15 protein-coding genes are annotated in these 15,669 nt (G+C 63.1%); 2 read left to right on the forward strand and 13 right to left on the reverse strand.

The features are described 5' to 3' along the window. Positions 1-8: 8 nt before the first annotated feature. From B2747_RS04230 to B2747_RS04245, 4 genes are all read right to left on the reverse strand, one after another. Entirely contained in the window at positions 9-557 is a 549-nt protein-coding gene (locus tag B2747_RS04230) for a hypothetical protein (protein ID WP_291157178.1), read from the reverse strand. A gap of 88 nt (positions 558-645) precedes the next feature. Then, on the reverse strand, positions 646-987 hold the full coding sequence (locus B2747_RS04235) for a hypothetical protein (protein ID WP_291157180.1): 342 nt from the start codon (positions 985-987) through the stop codon (positions 646-648). A 1,210-nt stretch (positions 988-2,197) separates the two neighbouring features. After that, complete coding sequence (locus B2747_RS04240) at positions 2,198-2,644, reverse strand: hypothetical protein (RefSeq protein ID WP_291157182.1); 447 nt, start codon at positions 2,642-2,644, stop codon at positions 2,198-2,200. A gap of 5 nt (positions 2,645-2,649) precedes the next feature. Continuing rightward, complete coding sequence (locus tag B2747_RS04245) at positions 2,650-3,087, reverse strand: hypothetical protein (RefSeq protein ID WP_291157184.1); 438 nt, start codon at positions 3,085-3,087, stop codon at positions 2,650-2,652. Positions 3,088-3,421: 334 nt separating this feature from the next. Between B2747_RS04245 and B2747_RS04250 the strand changes: the two genes are divergently transcribed. Next, a complete protein-coding gene (locus tag B2747_RS04250) occupies positions 3,422-4,105 on the forward strand; it encodes a carboxypeptidase-like regulatory domain-containing protein (protein ID WP_291157186.1) in 684 nt (227 codons plus the stop codon). Between the two features lie 46 nt (positions 4,106-4,151). Here B2747_RS04250 and B2747_RS04255 read toward each other — a convergent pair whose 3' ends face one another. From B2747_RS04255 to B2747_RS04275, 5 genes are all read right to left on the reverse strand, one after another. Next, positions 4,152-5,387: a serine hydrolase domain-containing protein gene (locus tag B2747_RS04255; protein WP_291157188.1), complete on the reverse strand. Its 1,236-nt coding sequence runs from the start codon at positions 5,385-5,387 to the stop codon at positions 4,152-4,154. A gap of 47 nt (positions 5,388-5,434) precedes the next feature. Next, complete coding sequence (locus tag B2747_RS04260; RefSeq protein ID WP_291157190.1) at positions 5,435-6,817, reverse strand: carboxypeptidase regulatory-like domain-containing protein; 1,383 nt, start codon at positions 6,815-6,817, stop codon at positions 5,435-5,437. Between the two features lie 444 nt (positions 6,818-7,261). After that, a complete protein-coding gene (locus B2747_RS04265) occupies positions 7,262-7,786 on the reverse strand; it encodes a hypothetical protein (RefSeq protein WP_291157192.1) in 525 nt (174 codons plus the stop codon). A 266-nt stretch (positions 7,787-8,052) separates the two neighbouring features. Further along, positions 8,053-8,739 carry a DUF6946 family protein gene (locus B2747_RS04270; RefSeq protein WP_291157193.1) on the reverse strand — a complete coding sequence of 229 codons (687 nt, stop codon included), beginning with the start codon at positions 8,737-8,739 and terminating at the stop codon, positions 8,053-8,055. A gap of 131 nt (positions 8,740-8,870) precedes the next feature. Then, positions 8,871-9,989: a toll/interleukin-1 receptor domain-containing protein gene (locus tag B2747_RS04275; protein ID WP_291157195.1), complete on the reverse strand. Its 1,119-nt coding sequence runs from the start codon at positions 9,987-9,989 to the stop codon at positions 8,871-8,873. Between the two features lie 239 nt (positions 9,990-10,228). On the opposite strand from B2747_RS04275, the gene B2747_RS04280 reads away from it, so the two are divergent. Beyond that, the gene (locus B2747_RS04280; RefSeq protein WP_291157196.1) at positions 10,229-11,377 is read left to right on the forward strand and encodes an IS481 family transposase; all 1,149 of its coding nucleotides are present in this window, start codon (positions 10,229-10,231) and stop codon (positions 11,375-11,377) included. A gap of 700 nt (positions 11,378-12,077) precedes the next feature. On the opposite strand, the gene B2747_RS04285 is transcribed toward B2747_RS04280, so the two are convergent. From B2747_RS04285 to B2747_RS04300, 4 genes are all read right to left on the reverse strand, one after another. Next, a complete protein-coding gene (locus B2747_RS04285) occupies positions 12,078-12,530 on the reverse strand; it encodes a DUF3291 domain-containing protein (RefSeq protein WP_291157197.1) in 453 nt (150 codons plus the stop codon). Between the two features lie 152 nt (positions 12,531-12,682). Continuing rightward, on the reverse strand, positions 12,683-13,711 hold the full coding sequence (locus tag B2747_RS04290; RefSeq protein ID WP_291157198.1) for a hypothetical protein: 1,029 nt from the start codon (positions 13,709-13,711) through the stop codon (positions 12,683-12,685). A 128-nt stretch (positions 13,712-13,839) separates the two neighbouring features. Continuing rightward, a complete protein-coding gene (locus B2747_RS04295) occupies positions 13,840-14,715 on the reverse strand; it encodes an Abi family protein (protein WP_291157200.1) in 876 nt (291 codons plus the stop codon). Between the two features lie 440 nt (positions 14,716-15,155). After that, positions 15,156-15,539 carry a hypothetical protein gene (locus tag B2747_RS04300; protein ID WP_291157201.1) on the reverse strand — a complete coding sequence of 128 codons (384 nt, stop codon included), beginning with the start codon at positions 15,537-15,539 and terminating at the stop codon, positions 15,156-15,158. Positions 15,540-15,669: the final 130 nt, after the last annotated feature.

Genomic DNA, 15,669 nt, shown 5'->3' on the forward strand with positions numbered 1-15,669 from the left:
GTGTCGCTTCACCTATGTACGCGCGAAAAGGTCGAAAGGCGGCTCATCGCACGGTCAACCAGATCCACAGTTCCGCGTCGCCAAGCACCCGGCAGGAGTGTGACACCCACGTGCAGACGCGGACTTGCGATTCCGCCGGACATCGCGCCCCACGTGGACATGCCGGTAAGCGCGAGGCTACGCGTGACATGGACGTTCGCGCCGAAGCCAAACGCCGCCAGCGTGCGCCACGACATACCGTCCTCCACACGTCCGGTAGATGCCTCAAGACGATCACGACTCAACGTGCGGCTTGAGAGACCGCCTTGTAGGAACGGGGTGATGACGCGAAAGACGGTCGGTGCATGGTAGCGCGCCCCAATATCCACCGAGCCGACGCCTGTTCGGTTCCCCCCCGTCGTCTGGAAACCGCCCCAGCCTGCATTGATGTACGCCGCCCATTGCCGTGTGAAGCCATAGCCGAGTGTGAGGCCTTGGCCGACCACGTGCTCGTTGGCGCTGCTGGGTACGCCTGGCTGAGTCGTGACCACGTTGGTTTCCGTCCCATAGCCGAGCATCAGCCCGGTCGTATGTGTACGGCCCGCGCGCTCTTGCGCGAGAGTCGAACGTCGGATCCCCCACGATACGGGGAGCAGCGCCGCACCGTCACACACCGCGATGCCCGCGGCACTCGACACGTACCGCGTACGCGGCGCCCAACCTTCTGAATGGATCGCGCATATCATCCGAGAACTGCGCGTGATGGCCTCGCATCGTGTCGCCCCCCGCTGCACGAGAACGCAACGACATGACGAACTCCGATCCACTGAACATGTTGTTGAAACCGATGCGAATAGAATCACTCCCGCTGTCAGATTGCCAGGTGTTTAGTCCGTTGATTTCTGGTTCCATGTTCAGCGGCAACGCCGCCCACTTCTCATCGAATCGATGTGCGAGTCGAACACCGACGCCGTGAGCAGTCCCAGCCAGCACGGTATCGAGCTGCACGAAGGTGGGAGCCCAATAAGCATCCGGTGGCGATGTACCAAATTGATTGAACAACTGCCAGCAACCCACGGCCTCTTCCCGGAGCGCCCCACGCGACGCCACCCGCGCGGATGGCGCGTCGTCACGAGACCCGCCGCATGCGCCAACCGCTGTTACGGTTAGGACGGAACAGAATCGCACAATTCGGGACATGTTTGAAACCTTGCCCTTCTCGCTATCGCTGCGAGCTGCTCGCGCAGTCGTTCTCCCCTTTGGCTCGAACAAAGACGAGTGCGCGTGGCTCGAACTTGTAGGGCATCGCACCAAGGTGACCGTACTCGCCCTTGCGGCTCCTGACTCCCCGCCAGCGCACAAACACTGGCGGCGGGTACGTGCCAATGACGTACGGTCCTTGTACAGGTGGAAGGGTGGAAAGAAACCGTCTGAACTCTGGCACAGCGTCCGTCGACTCAACCCACCATCCGCGTTCGGAATTGCACGGCGCGAAGCCGCTCGACTCGAAACCGGCGACATAGTGTCCCTGCACCTCGACCATCACCTCGCGGTTCGGTCCCAAGAGATCCCGACAGCCCACAAGCAAGAGAGCGGTGCCCGAACAGACACACGAGCAAACTTTCGCCGTATCGCGAACAATAGCGCGGATTCTCTGCATCATACTCCACCTCGCGTGATTCGCTGCATAGTGCACAACGCGCAACGCTTTGCTGCGGCGCTCCCATGAAGGTACGCGCTTGGGGCATCGTCCGCAGCGGGCCTTCTACAGCGGCCCGCCGTTAGCGAGTCGTTGCGCTGAACCATAGGCCCACCATTGAGAGTGGCCAACAAGCTGTAGTTACCACGTACATGCGCCTTCGGGAAAAGTGTGCGGCGACCGCCTGGAGCAACATGGCTCCCGAGAGAAACACTGAGCCGAGTGACCGAAACGGAGGCTCACCGCCGAACACCGGAACCCCTTGCCAGGCGAGTACGCTCGCAACGAAGAGTGCGGACGTCAGAAGCACGAAGGTATGGTCAAGTCGCGCCCATCGCGGGTCGTCGTATCGCCAGGTCATGATCCTCGGAGCAATGGAAGTTGTGGTTTGGACGCGAAAATACCGGCTTCTGCAGCGGACGCTCAATCAAGAAGCGCGCGTAGCGCGCTTCCGAAACGTCGTCCCGCTGCAGCAAGCAGCGTTAGCCCCGACGTGATAGGTGCATGGTGAACGGATTGTCAGATCTTGTCCCAACCGTGCCGGTCTGCCCATCGGATTGCACGCGCGGTACTCCAGGTCATGTACGTGGTGATGATCCCCATAACGATCGCCGCTGTCAGTCTTTGAGCAAGCGTGGCGCGCCCCGGGGCAACCAACAGATACACTGGTACCCCCAGTGTCATCAGGACGAACAGCCAGTAGAAGACCATGGCTCCGGCGCGATCAACCACACCAAACAGCTTTCGTCGGACCCAGAGCGGGGCACGCTCCTGGTCGCCCGAGCGCTCGATCACCTCGGCAACTGCGCGATCGAGTGCGTCGACTCCGATTCCCGCCTCTTGCGCAGCGTCGCGCAGTCGCACAAGCGAGATCGACTCATGTCGCGCAGCGTCAAGTACCGTCGCACGCGCCAGCACCTCGCGGGCAGCCTCGACAGACAGGAATACGGTTGAATCTTCGTTCACTGAGGCTACTGCCGTGTCAGTGTGATCGCAAAGCGCGCGCTCCCCACCGTCTGATCCGCCACGGTCAGCGCATTGCCACTCACCGTCCACGTCAGGTCGCGAACAAACGTATCCGCCGCCTGCTGAAACTGCACAGCATTGCCCGTGCGCACGGCCGTACCGGCCATGTTCTCCGTCAGGGCCGTCCCGCCCGTGACACTGGCCGGGAGAACGAGTGAACCGCTGGTTGCATTGTCCGTGCCGATCGTGATCGTCAGGGAGCCGCTTTGCGCGAGCACGTCAGTCGCGGCCTGTCCGGATGGCGTGACACGGAAGGTGGTCGCGCGATAGCTCCCCGCCAGCACATTCGTCTCTGTTGGCGTGTCGCCTCCGCACGCGGAGAGCATGCTCGCGATAGCCAGCGTCGTGGGAATGCGGCGAAACATGGACGGCAGTCGTGGCATGGCAGTTTCAGGCGAGAAGAATGATGCGGATTGCAGTGGACGATTCTCGCACCCAGTACTGCCCCGAACATGGCAAAGTTCCGGGCCGTCCAACGCTGGCTTCTGCTGGGGGAGTTTCAATCAGGGAGCGCGCCCAAGCCCGCCCCTCGGTGCTCTTGACGCCATCGGTCGCGAGTCTAGAATCGAGCAACCCGATCTGATGTCCAATCCGGGCGTATGAAGACCGGAAGTAGTTCAGACTCGAGAATTTCCTGGGTTCGACTGTATTCCCGCTCCGTTGCAGTTCCATGACCAGTTACCGGGTGCAGTACACTCCTTACGACAAGAGGCGACAATGAGCTGGCGAGGTGCATTCCTGATGGCACTATGTGCAGGCCTGGCCGCGCCGCTTTGCGCACAGACACCGGCGGCGACATCCCTGTTCACTGCGCGCATCCTCGACGCGCGCACCGAACGACCAATCGCTGAGGCGAGTATTCTGCTGCCCGGGCTCGAGCGCACCGCGAGGAGCGATTCGCTTGGCAACATCCGTCTCACGCAATTGCCGGCAGGCAAGCACATCGCGCTCGTCCGCGCCGTCGGCTACGACTCACTGCTGTTTGCAATCGATATTGCGCAGTCCGATACCGCCGAAGCGGACCTCATGCTCACGCCGACCACGCAGCAACTCGAAACGGTAAAGGTCGAAGCCACCGGCGGGATGCGGGCCGCGCGGATGGCAGAGTATGAGGAACGCAAGAAGATCGGACTCGGGAGCTTCATGGACTCGACGGTATTTCAGGAGTTTCCTGGCACCCCGTTGGCCGATGTACTCGACAGACGGCTACCCGGCCCGAGATTCCGCGGCGCTCGGTGCCTCATTCTTGACGGCGTCCCGGTGGTAGGATCCGATCCGAATCTCGTGCTGCCCGAAGAGATCGCGGCCCTTGAGGTCCATACGGGTGCGACCGTTCCCGCAAAGTACGGCGGGACGACCAGGTGTCGCATATTCATCCTGGTGTGGAGGAAGCTGCGATGAGCGTGCGGCGTGTATGCGCAGTGCTCCATCTACTGAAGCTGGACGCCTAGGGCACGAGCCTGAAGACGTTCGATGGGAATGCGCGATAGCCAAACTGCTCGGTCGGTGACGTGTAGTCTTCCGCGAGCGCTCGGCGCATGCGCACCGCGACCAGCCCCTTTTCCGGAAAGATCGTGAGGTACTGTCCAAGCCACCCTTGCGCGGAAATGCCGAGCGACGGAGTCGTGCCCAGGACGCGAAAGTACGGCATGTGATTGGTGGCGCCGAGCCACTTCATGAATGCGGTGTACTCCGCTGGCGTCAGTCGCGCTGCCATCGCGGCGTAGTACGCGCTCGGCGCCGTGTATGACTCAGCCACGAGCGGTTGCAGTTTCGCCATCGTCGAATCGGGCGCGCCCATGGATCGCCACTGGGTCAGCAGGTCCGACGTGATGCCGATCGCGGTGTAGTTCACGAGGCGCCACCAAAGCAGCCCGTACTCCGGCGCAAAGGTCGTCGACGCCGCGGCGGACGCGGCCATCCAATCCAGCGGGATCACCTGCTTTCCCTGCCACTGACCACCATCGAGAATCGCCTGTCCGACCTTCGCCAGGTCGAGCGGCCGAATCCGCATCTCGCCGGCGCCAAGGGGAACGCCGTGCAGATCACGCACCCAACTGACGCTCGTGATGCCCATGGGGACAAACAGCTTCTCATTCAGGTACTGGTCCATCGGCTTGCCCGCCAGACGCCCCGCCAACAGCGCGAGGAGATCGACGCCCGCGTTGTTGTACTGCCATCCGGTCCCCGGCGCGAAGAGCGTGCGCGACACGATGGCCTTGGCTTCGATGTCGCCCATGTCCCGCGTCGGATCGAGGCCGGAAGTATGTGACAGCAGGTGGCGGTACGTGATGCTCGCCTTGCGCGGATCGGCGTCGGCGAACGTCGGCAACTGCTTCACCACCGGTTCATCGAGCGAGGCGAGCTTGCGATCCGCGAGCAGGAATCCGAACGCCAGGCCAACGAACGACTTGCTCGCTGACATCGCCATGATCGGCGCGTCGATGCGACCAAAGTAGTTCTCATACACGACCTTGCCGTTTCGCAGGATGACTACGCCTTCGCTGCGCTCCGCCGACGCGTTGGCGATCAAGACCTTGAGCGCGGAGTCGCTGATGCCCTCGGCAGCCGGCGTCGAAACAGGAATTCCTTCGCGGTCTGTTACAGGCGCGGGCGCGGGCGTATCGACCGGGGAGTTCTCGGTGGGAGCGTCCGTTTTGCATGCCGCGAGCACGGCGACCACGCAGTACACGAACGCCAACCTCTGCCGCATTCGCAGCAGCCTCCCCCTCACCGCCGCGGACCCGTCCACACCACAATCGTGCCGCAGCCGCTGAAGATGTCCTGGAACTCTGCCGGGACGAAGCCGGTCTGGTACACCTCGACCGCCGCCACGTTGTCCGGCAGGATGAAGCTGTCGAGCGCCTCGGTGCCGGGCATGCGCATTCGGTCAACGAACACGGTGGGCACGCACCCGCCCCGAGTGCCGCGCATCGTGATCACGCGATCAGTACTCCTACCGCGCATCTCGAGCCGCACACCCGGCATCTCGCGCAGCACGTCAGTGAAGCGGAACAGCACCATCTCTTCCAGGTCGGCAGGCCCAACGAACCGGCCGATGCCCATGCGCTGTCGCTCTTCAAAGGCCGCGAGATTGCGCCCGAGCGCAGTGCGCAGAATCGCGTTCGCACGCACCCGCACCGTATCCATGACCTCTGCACGCGCCATCGCCACCACCTGCGCCACGGTGTCGCCGGGCACGAGGTCTACCGACTGCTGCTGCGGCGCGTAACCCAGCGCGCGCACATCAAGCGTCCAGGTGCCGGTGGGTGTGGCCGTCAGCACGAAGCGCCCCGCACTGTCGGTACGCGTTTCAAGGCCGGTCGAACCCAACCCGACCATGGCGTTGGCAAGCGGACGTCCGTCGTCTGTCTGCACGGTGCCGCGCACCCCACCCTCGCCACGCAGCACGATGTCCACGACGCCGCTGTCTTCCGGCGCCCGCGGGCCGCTCGAGGTGGCCGCGACCGCGTCCGCACGCCCCAGCACCAGATCGCGCGGCGCAATGGCGGTGGCCGACGACGTGAACGTGGCCACGCCGCTCGCCGCGTCGGCTCCCAGCGCGCGCAGCCGGACGGTGGTCTCAGTGGGCACGCCGCACACCACGTAGCGGCCGTTGTCACCGACCGGCACGTCGGTGGTCACGATGGTGCGTTCGACACGCCCCTCCTCGATGCGCAGGTCGAGCCACTGCGCCGTCACCTGCCCGGCGCTGGGCGGCAGCTCGCTGACCGTCGCTGCCGCGCGCGGCGGCGCGCTGGTCGGCACGGCGCGCCGCACGGTGCCGAACAGATAGCCGGTGCCCGGAATGGCCGCGCTTCCGCACACGCGCGCCACGAGGGTGTTCACCGACGGCACCGCCGCGCGCACGGTCACGCCACGCCCGGCCCGCACGGTGAACGGCACCGCCACGCTGCCCACACCGAGTGTGTCGAGACGTGCGTGACGCGCCGTGAGCACCCACGGCCCGGCCGGCAGGTTGTCCACCCGTGCGCGTCCGCGCGCATCGAGCGTGGCGTCGTGCACGCGTGTCGTATCGAGTACCGACACGAGACGTACGCTCGCGCCCGCAAGCGGCACTCCGGTGATGCTGTCCACGCTCGTGATGTCCACGCGGCCAGGACGACCCGGCGACGGGGACGCTTGCTCCTGCTCTTGCTCTTGCGCGTGGACAGGCGCGGCGCCGAGCGTGCTCAGACATGTGACCATGACAGCGACCAGGAAGTTCGTACGGTGCGTCATCACTTGCGATTCTCCATCACACTGCGGCGTTCGAGTCACGCCGAGCACGTCGTCGGGATCGTGCGCGGGCTGGGAATTTCAATCGGGCTGATCGCCTTCGCGTAGAGCATACGGCTCGATCACCGGCCCCGCCAGTTCGGCCCGCCCTGACAGGTATTCACGGATGCCAAACGGAACCTGCAGGACCAGCGTCGCGCCGTCCCCCACAACCAGGTAAGCGCCTTGTACCTGACCTTGCGAGCCGGTGTTCCCTAGCTCGTGCCAGACCCGGTATGGGGTGGCTCCAGCGGCGAAGGCGCACCTTGTGCCGCTATGTCAGCTACAGGGTAGCGATGTGGCAGGCATGTCGATCTCCGATGCGAACACGACGATGGCCCACCAAATGCTGCCGTCCATCAGGGCCTCTGCGGGAACCTCGCGCAAGGCGATCTCGTCGTGCTCGGGCTCATATCGCAGCTCCTGCAGTCGGATCTGCAGCGGGAGATGCACTCGCCCGCCGGCATCCTGCACGGTGAGTTGGACGTCGCGAGGAACCCCCTTGGCTTCCTCTGGAGACATCGGCTGGAGCACGACGTGGCCGGTATTTACCTCGCGGCCGGGACCATGGCGCGATCGCTCGGCAACGATGTCCGGCTCAACGGGATACTGGTGGATTGAGGACGATCCTGGAAGAGGCAGCTGTACTTGCCACACGCCCATAGGCTGCGCGTGCGGTGCGGCTACGAGGATTGCCGACAGTGTTTGCGGTCTGTCTGGACGGCGGGGAGGCTCATGCGGGTCCGGCGCCCGCGTTCGCAGTTCGCCAAGCAGCTGATCGCCGCGCCAAAGTGTCAGCGGCATTTCTGTCATCCGAACGGACGTGATCGCGCTGGCTGTGCCTCAGCGGTCGCTACCGTCAAGCTGAAAAGCAGTACGGTACGCATCAGAAGGTCGCGTACTCTCATGTCCTAGATACCGCTTCCATGGTGAATGGTCAGCATAGCGTATGCTTCTGCTGCGGCCGCTCCGACAAGAAGGGTTTGGCAGGGCGTCCGCAACCGACTTAGGCCATCATGGATGCCCCGCCCAACCCAATCCGCACCTGCGGCTGTCAGCATCAAGCGTCGTTATACCGCCGCGCGCACAGTCTGATCGTCGGCCGGCGCCACACCGACCCAGCCAATCCAGAAATCGATCCCGAAGCGAAGGCCGACGTGGTGGACACGGTTGGCGTCGGCTTCGACGCCGAGATAGCGAGCCCAGCGCTGGTAGTCGCCAAGCGATGCGTCGTTGTCGCCAAATGCGTGCACCAGGAACAGCGCACGCGGGACTTGGAAGCGCACGGCTTCAAGAATCGCGGCGACAGGCCGATGCATCAGCTGGTAGCGGAGGCTCTCCGTATCCTGTCTGCTGATTTCAAGGATGTTGCACAGCTGGGCGAGCCGCGCGGGCTTACCGCTCTTCTCCGAGGCATCGGCGAGCCACTCAGCGACTGGGCGGTCAAAGGGCTCACCGGCCTTCGCCTCGACTGCCACGGACACAACTCCGGACTTTGTTGCAAAGAGGGCCCAGAAGTCAGTTTGCGATGCGTGCCCGCCGCCTTCCAGCTCGACCTGATGCTCGGGGATGCCCAGCAGAAGCGATGCGCCACTGAATATTGGCTCTGCATCAAGGGTGGCCGCGACCGCAGGCGGGATGCCGCGCTCCGACCCGCGAGCTGCTTCCCACGCGACGGCAGCCTCGAATGCGGACTTAGTCTGTCGCCACTGCGTCGCCGGATTCGCAAGCAGGCGGCGCCAGTCGCTGGGGCCCATTGTAGGCACAACTAGTCGCGACACGAATCTCTCTCAGGTCGGTATAAAGTTCGCTTCTGCTGCGGAAACCCCACTAAGATGCGGCTGCGCAACGGCTGCATCAACAACGTGGCCGTCAGCAGCAAGCGTCGTCATGTGTCAGGCGCATCGGCGTCAATCTTCTGCCGAACCAGCTCCGCCAGCTGTTCGGGCGTTAGCACTCTGAGGTCAAGGTAACCGATTGTACCGGGGACTCCAGGAATGTCCGTATCGTCGAAGCGCACGGGTAGCATCCTGCCGCCCACGCCCTTGAGGTGGGTTGCGAGGGCATGGCTCTTCTCGTGATTGGGCCAAGCTTTGGCGGCGTAGTGTCGTGAAGAGAACATGACGACAAAGCTCGCGTCTTGTCCATAGACGTGTCCAAAGTGCTCGGCGAGATCCTTGCCCCAAAGATTTGTCTGCTCGTATCGGTCGTAGAACACGTCCACGCCGGCCTCGCGTAGAGCATCTGCGACCTTTTCAACGTACTCGCGGTCTTCTCCGGCGAACGAGAGCGCGACATCGTACTTTCGACGAGCCGCCGTGCGGCGCGCACTCCGCTTCTCCTTGGCCGTACTTGGATCCGTTGCGGGAGCAGACGGTCCAGAAGTGGAGGTGCGTATCTTGAAGCCGAGCGCCTCAACGTCGGCCCGAGACTTCTCGATCTCGCTGCGCCGGGCCGCTACGGCCGCTCGAACCGCGGGCTCAAGCTGGCGGTTGTACTCCGCAACCTGCGCGTCAACCCAACCAAGCCACTCCTTCAGCCTGGTGAGATCTTCGTCAAACCACTTTTTTGTTGCGGCGACGTCGCGACCCGGAGAATCGTACGGGAACCGTAACTCGTCTTTGCCAATCACAGCCCGCGCACCATTCAGTGTATATGTGCTTGGCCGGCATCTTAATACTTGAGGGTCTCCGCTGAATGGGAGATGGTAGCAGACCTCAAGTCCATCAACGATCGTTGGTCCCCACGGGTTGTGGGCGCGATTGAAGTCGTGGCTGACGTCGATCTTGACGTCGCGCGTGGACACTTCGATTTGGTCGTCATGAAGCAAGATGGGTCTTACGACGAGTTCGGAAGCTGTCATTGCGGCGAGGTCTTCATCAGTGCGCGACGCGAATCCGGACTCAGGGATCGTGCGGACACGCTCAGCGACGCCCTTCAGCTGATCGTCTAGCACTGAGCGCAGGTCGTAATCGCTGAACAGCAGGGTCCAGTCCTTTCTGATCATTGGTTATCGCGGAAGTCGGGTAGGTACGCTTAACGCTTTGTGTTCAGCTGCGAGCGGATGAAATAGAGCGAGCGAAGCGAACGCAGAATAGCCCGCTCGTCTGCTGCAACACTGGGTGAGACGGCACGTTCGAACACTCACCGGTACAAACCGGGTAGATAGGTAACAGAACAAACCGGCAGCATGGGTAACACTCCATTCAAACTGCATCTTCGCTTCGTACCCCGCGAGGAGCGACGATGCCGTGGTTGGAGACCGCACCGGTGGAGCAGCGCCAGCAGTTCATCGAAGACTATCAGGAGGGCTTCTATTCCATGTCCGAGCTCTGCGCTCGCTATGGGATCAGTCGCAAGACCGGCTACAAGTGGCTCGAGCGGTTCGCCGACGGCGGACGGCGCGGGCTGGCGGATCGGAGTCGAGCGCCCCACACCTGTCCGCATCGCCTCAGCGACGTCGTGGCGGAGCATCTGTGTCAGGCGCGAAAGAAGCATCCGGACTGGGGGCCAGCGAAGCTGCTCGACTGGCTTGCCGCCCGGCATCCAGACATCGAATGGCCGGCGACGAGTACGGCGGGGGATTTGCTCGCGCGCCGCGGTTTGGTGGTCAAGCGTCGGCGTCGGCGCCCACATCAACACCCGGGGGTGGTGGCGCCCGTGACGACGACGCCCAACGATCTGTGGACGGCCGACTTCAAGGGCCAATTCACGACGCGTGATGGCATCTGGTGCTATCCCCTCACGATTGCCGATCAGCACACGCGCTTCCTGCTCACGTGTCGCGGGCTCCTCTCCACCAAGGGCGTCGGCGTCAAACCGTTCTTCGAGCGCGCCTTCCGCGAGTATGGATTGCCCTTGGCCATCCGCACCGACAACGGGGTGCCGTTTGCCACGACCGGCATTCACGGCCTCTCGCAGCTCAATGTCTGGTGGATGCGGCTCGGCATTCAGCACCAACGCATTCATCCTGGACGACCACAACAGAACGGTGCGCATGAGCGCATGCACCGCACCCTCAAGCGCGCAGCCATCCGCCCACCGCGAGCCAATGCCGCGGCACAGCAGCGCGCGTTCGACGCCTTCCGGCGCGAGTACAACACCGAACGGCCGCACGAGTACTTGGGCGGCGAGACGCCGGCCACACACTACGCGAGTTCGCCGCGTCCGTACCCGAAACGACTCCCGGCCCAAGAGTACCCTGGACACTTCCTCGTCAAGAAGATCACCACGGGAGGGACGTTCCGCTTCCAGCATCGACTGCTGTTCATCGCCCAGTCGCTCACCAATCACCACATTGGATTGGAAGAGACCGATGATGGGATTTGGTCCATCTTCTTCAACACCGTCCTCTTGGCCAAGCTCGACGAACGGGACTACATCATTCGCGGGTAACCCGCTCGAACGTGTTACCCATGTTGCCGGTTTACTCTGTTACCCATCTCCCCGGTTGCTCAGCGTCTGACGGCGCAGAAGTATCCCGATGGCGAAGGAAGTATGCGATTGGTCTTGGGATCGTAGAGCCTGTAGTTCCCGTTCATCGGATTGTCCCATGCGCCGAAGAAGCCCGTGCCGGATACGTGCGTAATGGCGTACCGTGTCGGAGAATCATCGAAACACAGGTAGGTAATCGGACATCCGTGTACCAGCGTCCGATCGGAGTAGAGTCTCCATGACAGATCGAATTGTACGAACGGTGCCGTGCGTTCGACCCCCACGAGTTGCGGGATCGGGAGTGGCGTAGAGTCGGCCACGAAAACACCGCGGCGAATCTTCCGGCGTGGCCTTACGAAGGGGGCCCGCGCAGTGCTATCCGGCGCCGCGAGTTGCACAGTCTCCACTTCGGAAACGCGTCCGTTCACCGTGTCTACCTGGAAGATCCGAAAGTGTCCTTCCAACGCCCGCCACTGTGAGGAGTCGTAGACCGCCGCATCGCGGAAGGTCTGGCGATTGCACTGGTCTGGAGCGCGGAATGCTTGACGCGCCGAGCCGCATGCAGTCGCCAACGCTACAGGGAACAGGATCAAGTATTTCATGGAGGTGACAGGCTAACGTGTGCTTCTGCTGCAGCCGCTTCCATGAAAAGGCAGCCGACTCAAAAGGAGGACGGGGGCGGAAACGGCTGTTTGAACGTGAACGCGTTGGGGCTGGGACCGACGCGGCGGAGATCCTCCAGGCGCGCGACCGCTTCCTCAGGCGAAGGCCGGTGGCCTGCGGGCACCCACCAGAGTACGAGAAACGCCTCGGCCATCCGGCTGAACCATTCCCGTCGACGCGCGAGAACTTCCGCGTGGCCGCTACGATAGACGTACTGGTGCAGCGCCTCGAGCGACTCCCAGACGGAGAAGTTGACGATGATGCGGTCGTCGGCATAGGGCCGCACGGCGGTGGCGTCGCCGGTTTCGGTCTGAAAGCGCCAGATGAAGCCGGGCGCGGCGTCGGCAAGCGCGTTGATCTCGTCGAGTGCGGCAACGAAGTCCGCAATCTCAGGCGCTTCGAGCGGGGCCACCAAGCGTCCGATGTTGAGTTGCGCGAGCTGGAAGTCCATTCGATGTCGATGCGGCAGGCTTGGTCCGTATAACGACTGGCGTTGTGCGGCGGCACTACAATCAAATGCGGCTGAGGGCGCGTGCACCAGCCGGCGTCTCCTGCGGCTGCTTCCCCATAGCGCCGTCCGCACCAACGCGGGTTAGACCGCAGCTATCGTGTTCTGTCCGACCGATGCGTCCGCTTGAAGTCATCCCATCCCGGAGGCTCCAGCAGGTTGTCGGCGATCTCGGCCACTTCTTCCGCCGAACGCCACTCGGCGAGTATGGAACGCATCTCACCGGAAAGCACGAGGTCTTCCTGGCGCATCTGGCTGGCGGCTTCGAGGCCCAGCTGCAGGTTCTTGGGAAACTTGTAGATGGCGCCCACTCTCCGCTCCTGAGACCCACGGCCGAGGACCGACCGTCGGTGAAGCGCCGCGTCCGAGGCGACGGAGTTCAGGAACCCCTCAGTTCCTCCCCGCTCCGCGATCTCCTGGGCGGCTGACAGCGCGGAATCCGCCGTTCCGCCGGTCTCGTTGATGTAAGGCATCGCCCGGGCAAGCAGGATGCCGACGTCCTGCCCTGAGACGTCTTGGAAGCCCACATTCTTGGTCCGGACGCGGAGCGCGACTCCCGCCGACTCATCCGGGGCGAAGCACAGCGCCCGGGCCGCCGGCGCGGTGACTTGCAGACAGGTCCCATCCGCCGTAGTCACGTCGATGACGGGTCGTGAGAGTTCCCACACAGTACGGAAAACCGCAAACGACCCGAGAAGCGAGAACGCGCCGCCGCCACCTGTCGCAACACCAAGCAGGCCCGCGGCACTGACGGTACCAAGCGCCGCCATGGTCACCACGAAGCCCCTGCGCCGTCGAACGAGGTTGCGAGCGTATCGCCAACTGACGAGCTCGCCCAGCGTCGGTCGGCCAACCTGTATCAGCGTCAGTCCCGAGCGGTGACGCAAGAGCGAGATGTCGGACGTGGCCTCCTGGACCAGCGCCGTCTCCGAAAGGCGCGCGCAATCGTCGAGCGCCTCCCATCGTTCGTCGAACGGACAGAGGTTCCATCGCCCGCACCGCGGGCACACCGCCCAGATCCGGCCTCGCGCGAGGTCGAAGGCGATCCGGCGGCCTACCGGGAAGTGCTCCAGCGCCCGGTTCCTGCCGAGTGATGAGGGACAGAAGAGGCAGTTGGAATACATGGCGGTGGAATGCGGTCTTAGCGCCCAAGTTCAGCTGCAAAGCGGCCACTCGGAGTCCGCCTCCAGGGCAGGCAGCATTGGCCGCTTTGTCAGCTGCAACGCACGTTAGCTGGCACATTCCCTCGTGGTCACGACCAAAACGCGCGGCCCTGCCAACCGCTTGGGAATCCCATCGCTGAGGAGCTGACAACAGGGTATCGTGCCGTTAAAGCCTTTAGCCGGTGTTTCCAGTCGGACGTAGGATCAATCACGGCCAAGAGAGCCACGAGAACGATGGCCCGCGCGTGAAAAGTATTGGTATTTGTGAACTCAGTTTTCAGCGCTTTGGCGATTCTTGGCTTATCGACTTCGATGGTAGCATTCCAGAGGCGGTTATGGTGCGCGCACATGTTACGCAGCACATTCAGCGATCGAAACCATGAGACCAAAATGGCTTCGTCATAGCCAAACTGTTTTGCGACGAGTTTGCGATTGTCTAGATGCAACCCGGAGTACAGGCGAGAAAGCACACCGTATGTTATCGCCTCCGAGATCGCCCAGATGGGCGCAATCGGAGGCGAGTTATAGCGTTGTTTGTAGTGATGTATCGCAAGGTACTTCGCGTCAGCCGCTATTCGCAGAAAGCCTGAGAACGCTTCGTAGTCTTGGTAGTGGACAGACTCACAATGAAAGTGCGGTCCGTGGGCTACAGCGAGCGTGTTGATAATGGCGGCTCGCAGTGCAACCTCAACTTTTTCCACTGCATCCAAACACAGCAGGCGCAACTCTCGATCGAAGTTGTATAGCGCCAGAACGTCGTCAAAGCTGGTACCACCCTTGAACGCTTTGGACGGCAGTAACTGCAGCGGCCTCATATAAATGAGCAGCCGGTAATAGCCTACAAAAGAGAGGGCCGCCTCACAGGCGGCCACATCAGTTACTGCAAGTCCTCTACGCTGGATGTGCGCGACAAGGTCAGAGGGGGTCTTGGCCGGCTTTCCGTATGCTCTTACGGTATGGCTCATTGGCAGCTAAGTAGGTACAAGAAACAAGCCCCCTGGTGCGCATTTAGGGCGAACCCTAAAGAGGCGTGGGGGCTATGATTACTAATGAGTCTAGCGGCAGCCGGCCCAATGTCAAGCACTGGGCAATAGTAGATTCCCGACTATCGGAAGCGAATACCAGCTAGCGCTCGCGTTCTGCAGCAAACGCCTACGCCAATGCAAGCGAGGCGTTCGCACCGGCCCTTGACGCTATCGCGAACGCCCCGCGCTCGCCACACCAGTGCTGGCAGCGTTTGACTGCAGCAACGCATCGTTGGACACCCCCAGCAACGCCGCACCCCGATCGCGACGGCGGTGGCGCGCGTGTGCCGCGACGACATCGCCAGCCGGCGGCCCGCGGCGGCACCCTCGCGCAGGGACCGGTTGCGCAGACGCGGAGATGGCCGCGGGGTGGACCGATGCTATCGCGAAATGCCGAGTGGCGTCCGCCCGCAGTCGCGGCGGATCAGGCGCATGGGCACGAGTGGCTCGCCACGTGGCGAGGCGCTGTTGACGGAGAACGCCCAGCCGTGCCAGTTCCCGGTGCTGTCGGCCCCCAGCACGGCGGTGAGGCTGGCGACCCCTCCGCTGAAGCTGAGCACCAGCGAGTCAGGGGGCAGCAGGGAGAACGCTACGCGCTCGAGTTGCACGGTCCCGTCCTGAATGCGCCACCCCGGACGGCTCTGCCTAAGGAGGGCCGACCGGGTGTTGAGCCCCTGACCTTCCAGCCAGGCCGTGGGCACCTCGAGCTGGCCACCATTGATTGTGTCCAGCCGCACCAGGTCCGGCGGCGGCGGCACAAGCATGTGACGGAAGACGGCGGGGAATGAGTCCAGCTCCACGGCGTAGCACCCCAGGGCGCGAGGGCTCAACTGCGGGGCAAGACTGCAGGCGGAGACGCTGACGGCGCATGCGAGGGCGACGAGAACGCGCATG

It is taken from the genome of Gemmatimonas sp. UBA7669 (genome assembly GCF_002483225.1).
Taxonomy (GTDB): domain Bacteria; phylum Gemmatimonadota; class Gemmatimonadetes; order Gemmatimonadales; family Gemmatimonadaceae; genus Gemmatimonas.

Excerpts from the sequence above, each read along its gene's own strand:
- B2747_RS04230 (WP_291157178.1), bottom strand. The coding sequence starts at position 557 with ATGCTCGGCTATGGGACGGAAACCAACGTGGTCACGACTCAGCCAGGC.
- B2747_RS04245 (WP_291157184.1), bottom strand. The coding sequence starts at position 3,087 with ATGCCACGACTGCCGTCCATGTTTCGCCGCATTCCCACGACGCTGGCT.
- B2747_RS04250 (WP_291157186.1), top strand. The coding sequence starts at position 3,422 with ATGAGCTGGCGAGGTGCATTCCTGATGGCACTATGTGCAGGCCTGGCC.
- B2747_RS04265 (WP_291157192.1), bottom strand. The coding sequence starts at position 7,786 with ATGCCGCTGACACTTTGGCGCGGCGATCAGCTGCTTGGCGAACTGCGA.
- B2747_RS04270 (WP_291157193.1), bottom strand. The coding sequence starts at position 8,739 with ATGGGCCCCAGCGACTGGCGCCGCCTGCTTGCGAATCCGGCGACGCAG.
- B2747_RS04275 (WP_291157195.1), bottom strand. The coding sequence starts at position 9,989 with ATGATCAGAAAGGACTGGACCCTGCTGTTCAGCGATTACGACCTGCGC.
- B2747_RS04280 (WP_291157196.1), top strand. The coding sequence starts at position 10,229 with ATGCCGTGGTTGGAGACCGCACCGGTGGAGCAGCGCCAGCAGTTCATC.
- B2747_RS04285 (WP_291157197.1), bottom strand. The coding sequence starts at position 12,530 with ATGGACTTCCAGCTCGCGCAACTCAACATCGGACGCTTGGTGGCCCCG.
- B2747_RS04290 (WP_291157198.1), bottom strand. The coding sequence starts at position 13,711 with ATGTATTCCAACTGCCTCTTCTGTCCCTCATCACTCGGCAGGAACCGG.
- B2747_RS04295 (WP_291157200.1), bottom strand. The coding sequence starts at position 14,715 with ATGAGCCATACCGTAAGAGCATACGGAAAGCCGGCCAAGACCCCCTCT.
- B2747_RS04300 (WP_291157201.1), bottom strand. The coding sequence starts at position 15,539 with ATGCTTGTGCCGCCGCCGCCGGACCTGGTGCGGCTGGACACAATCAAT.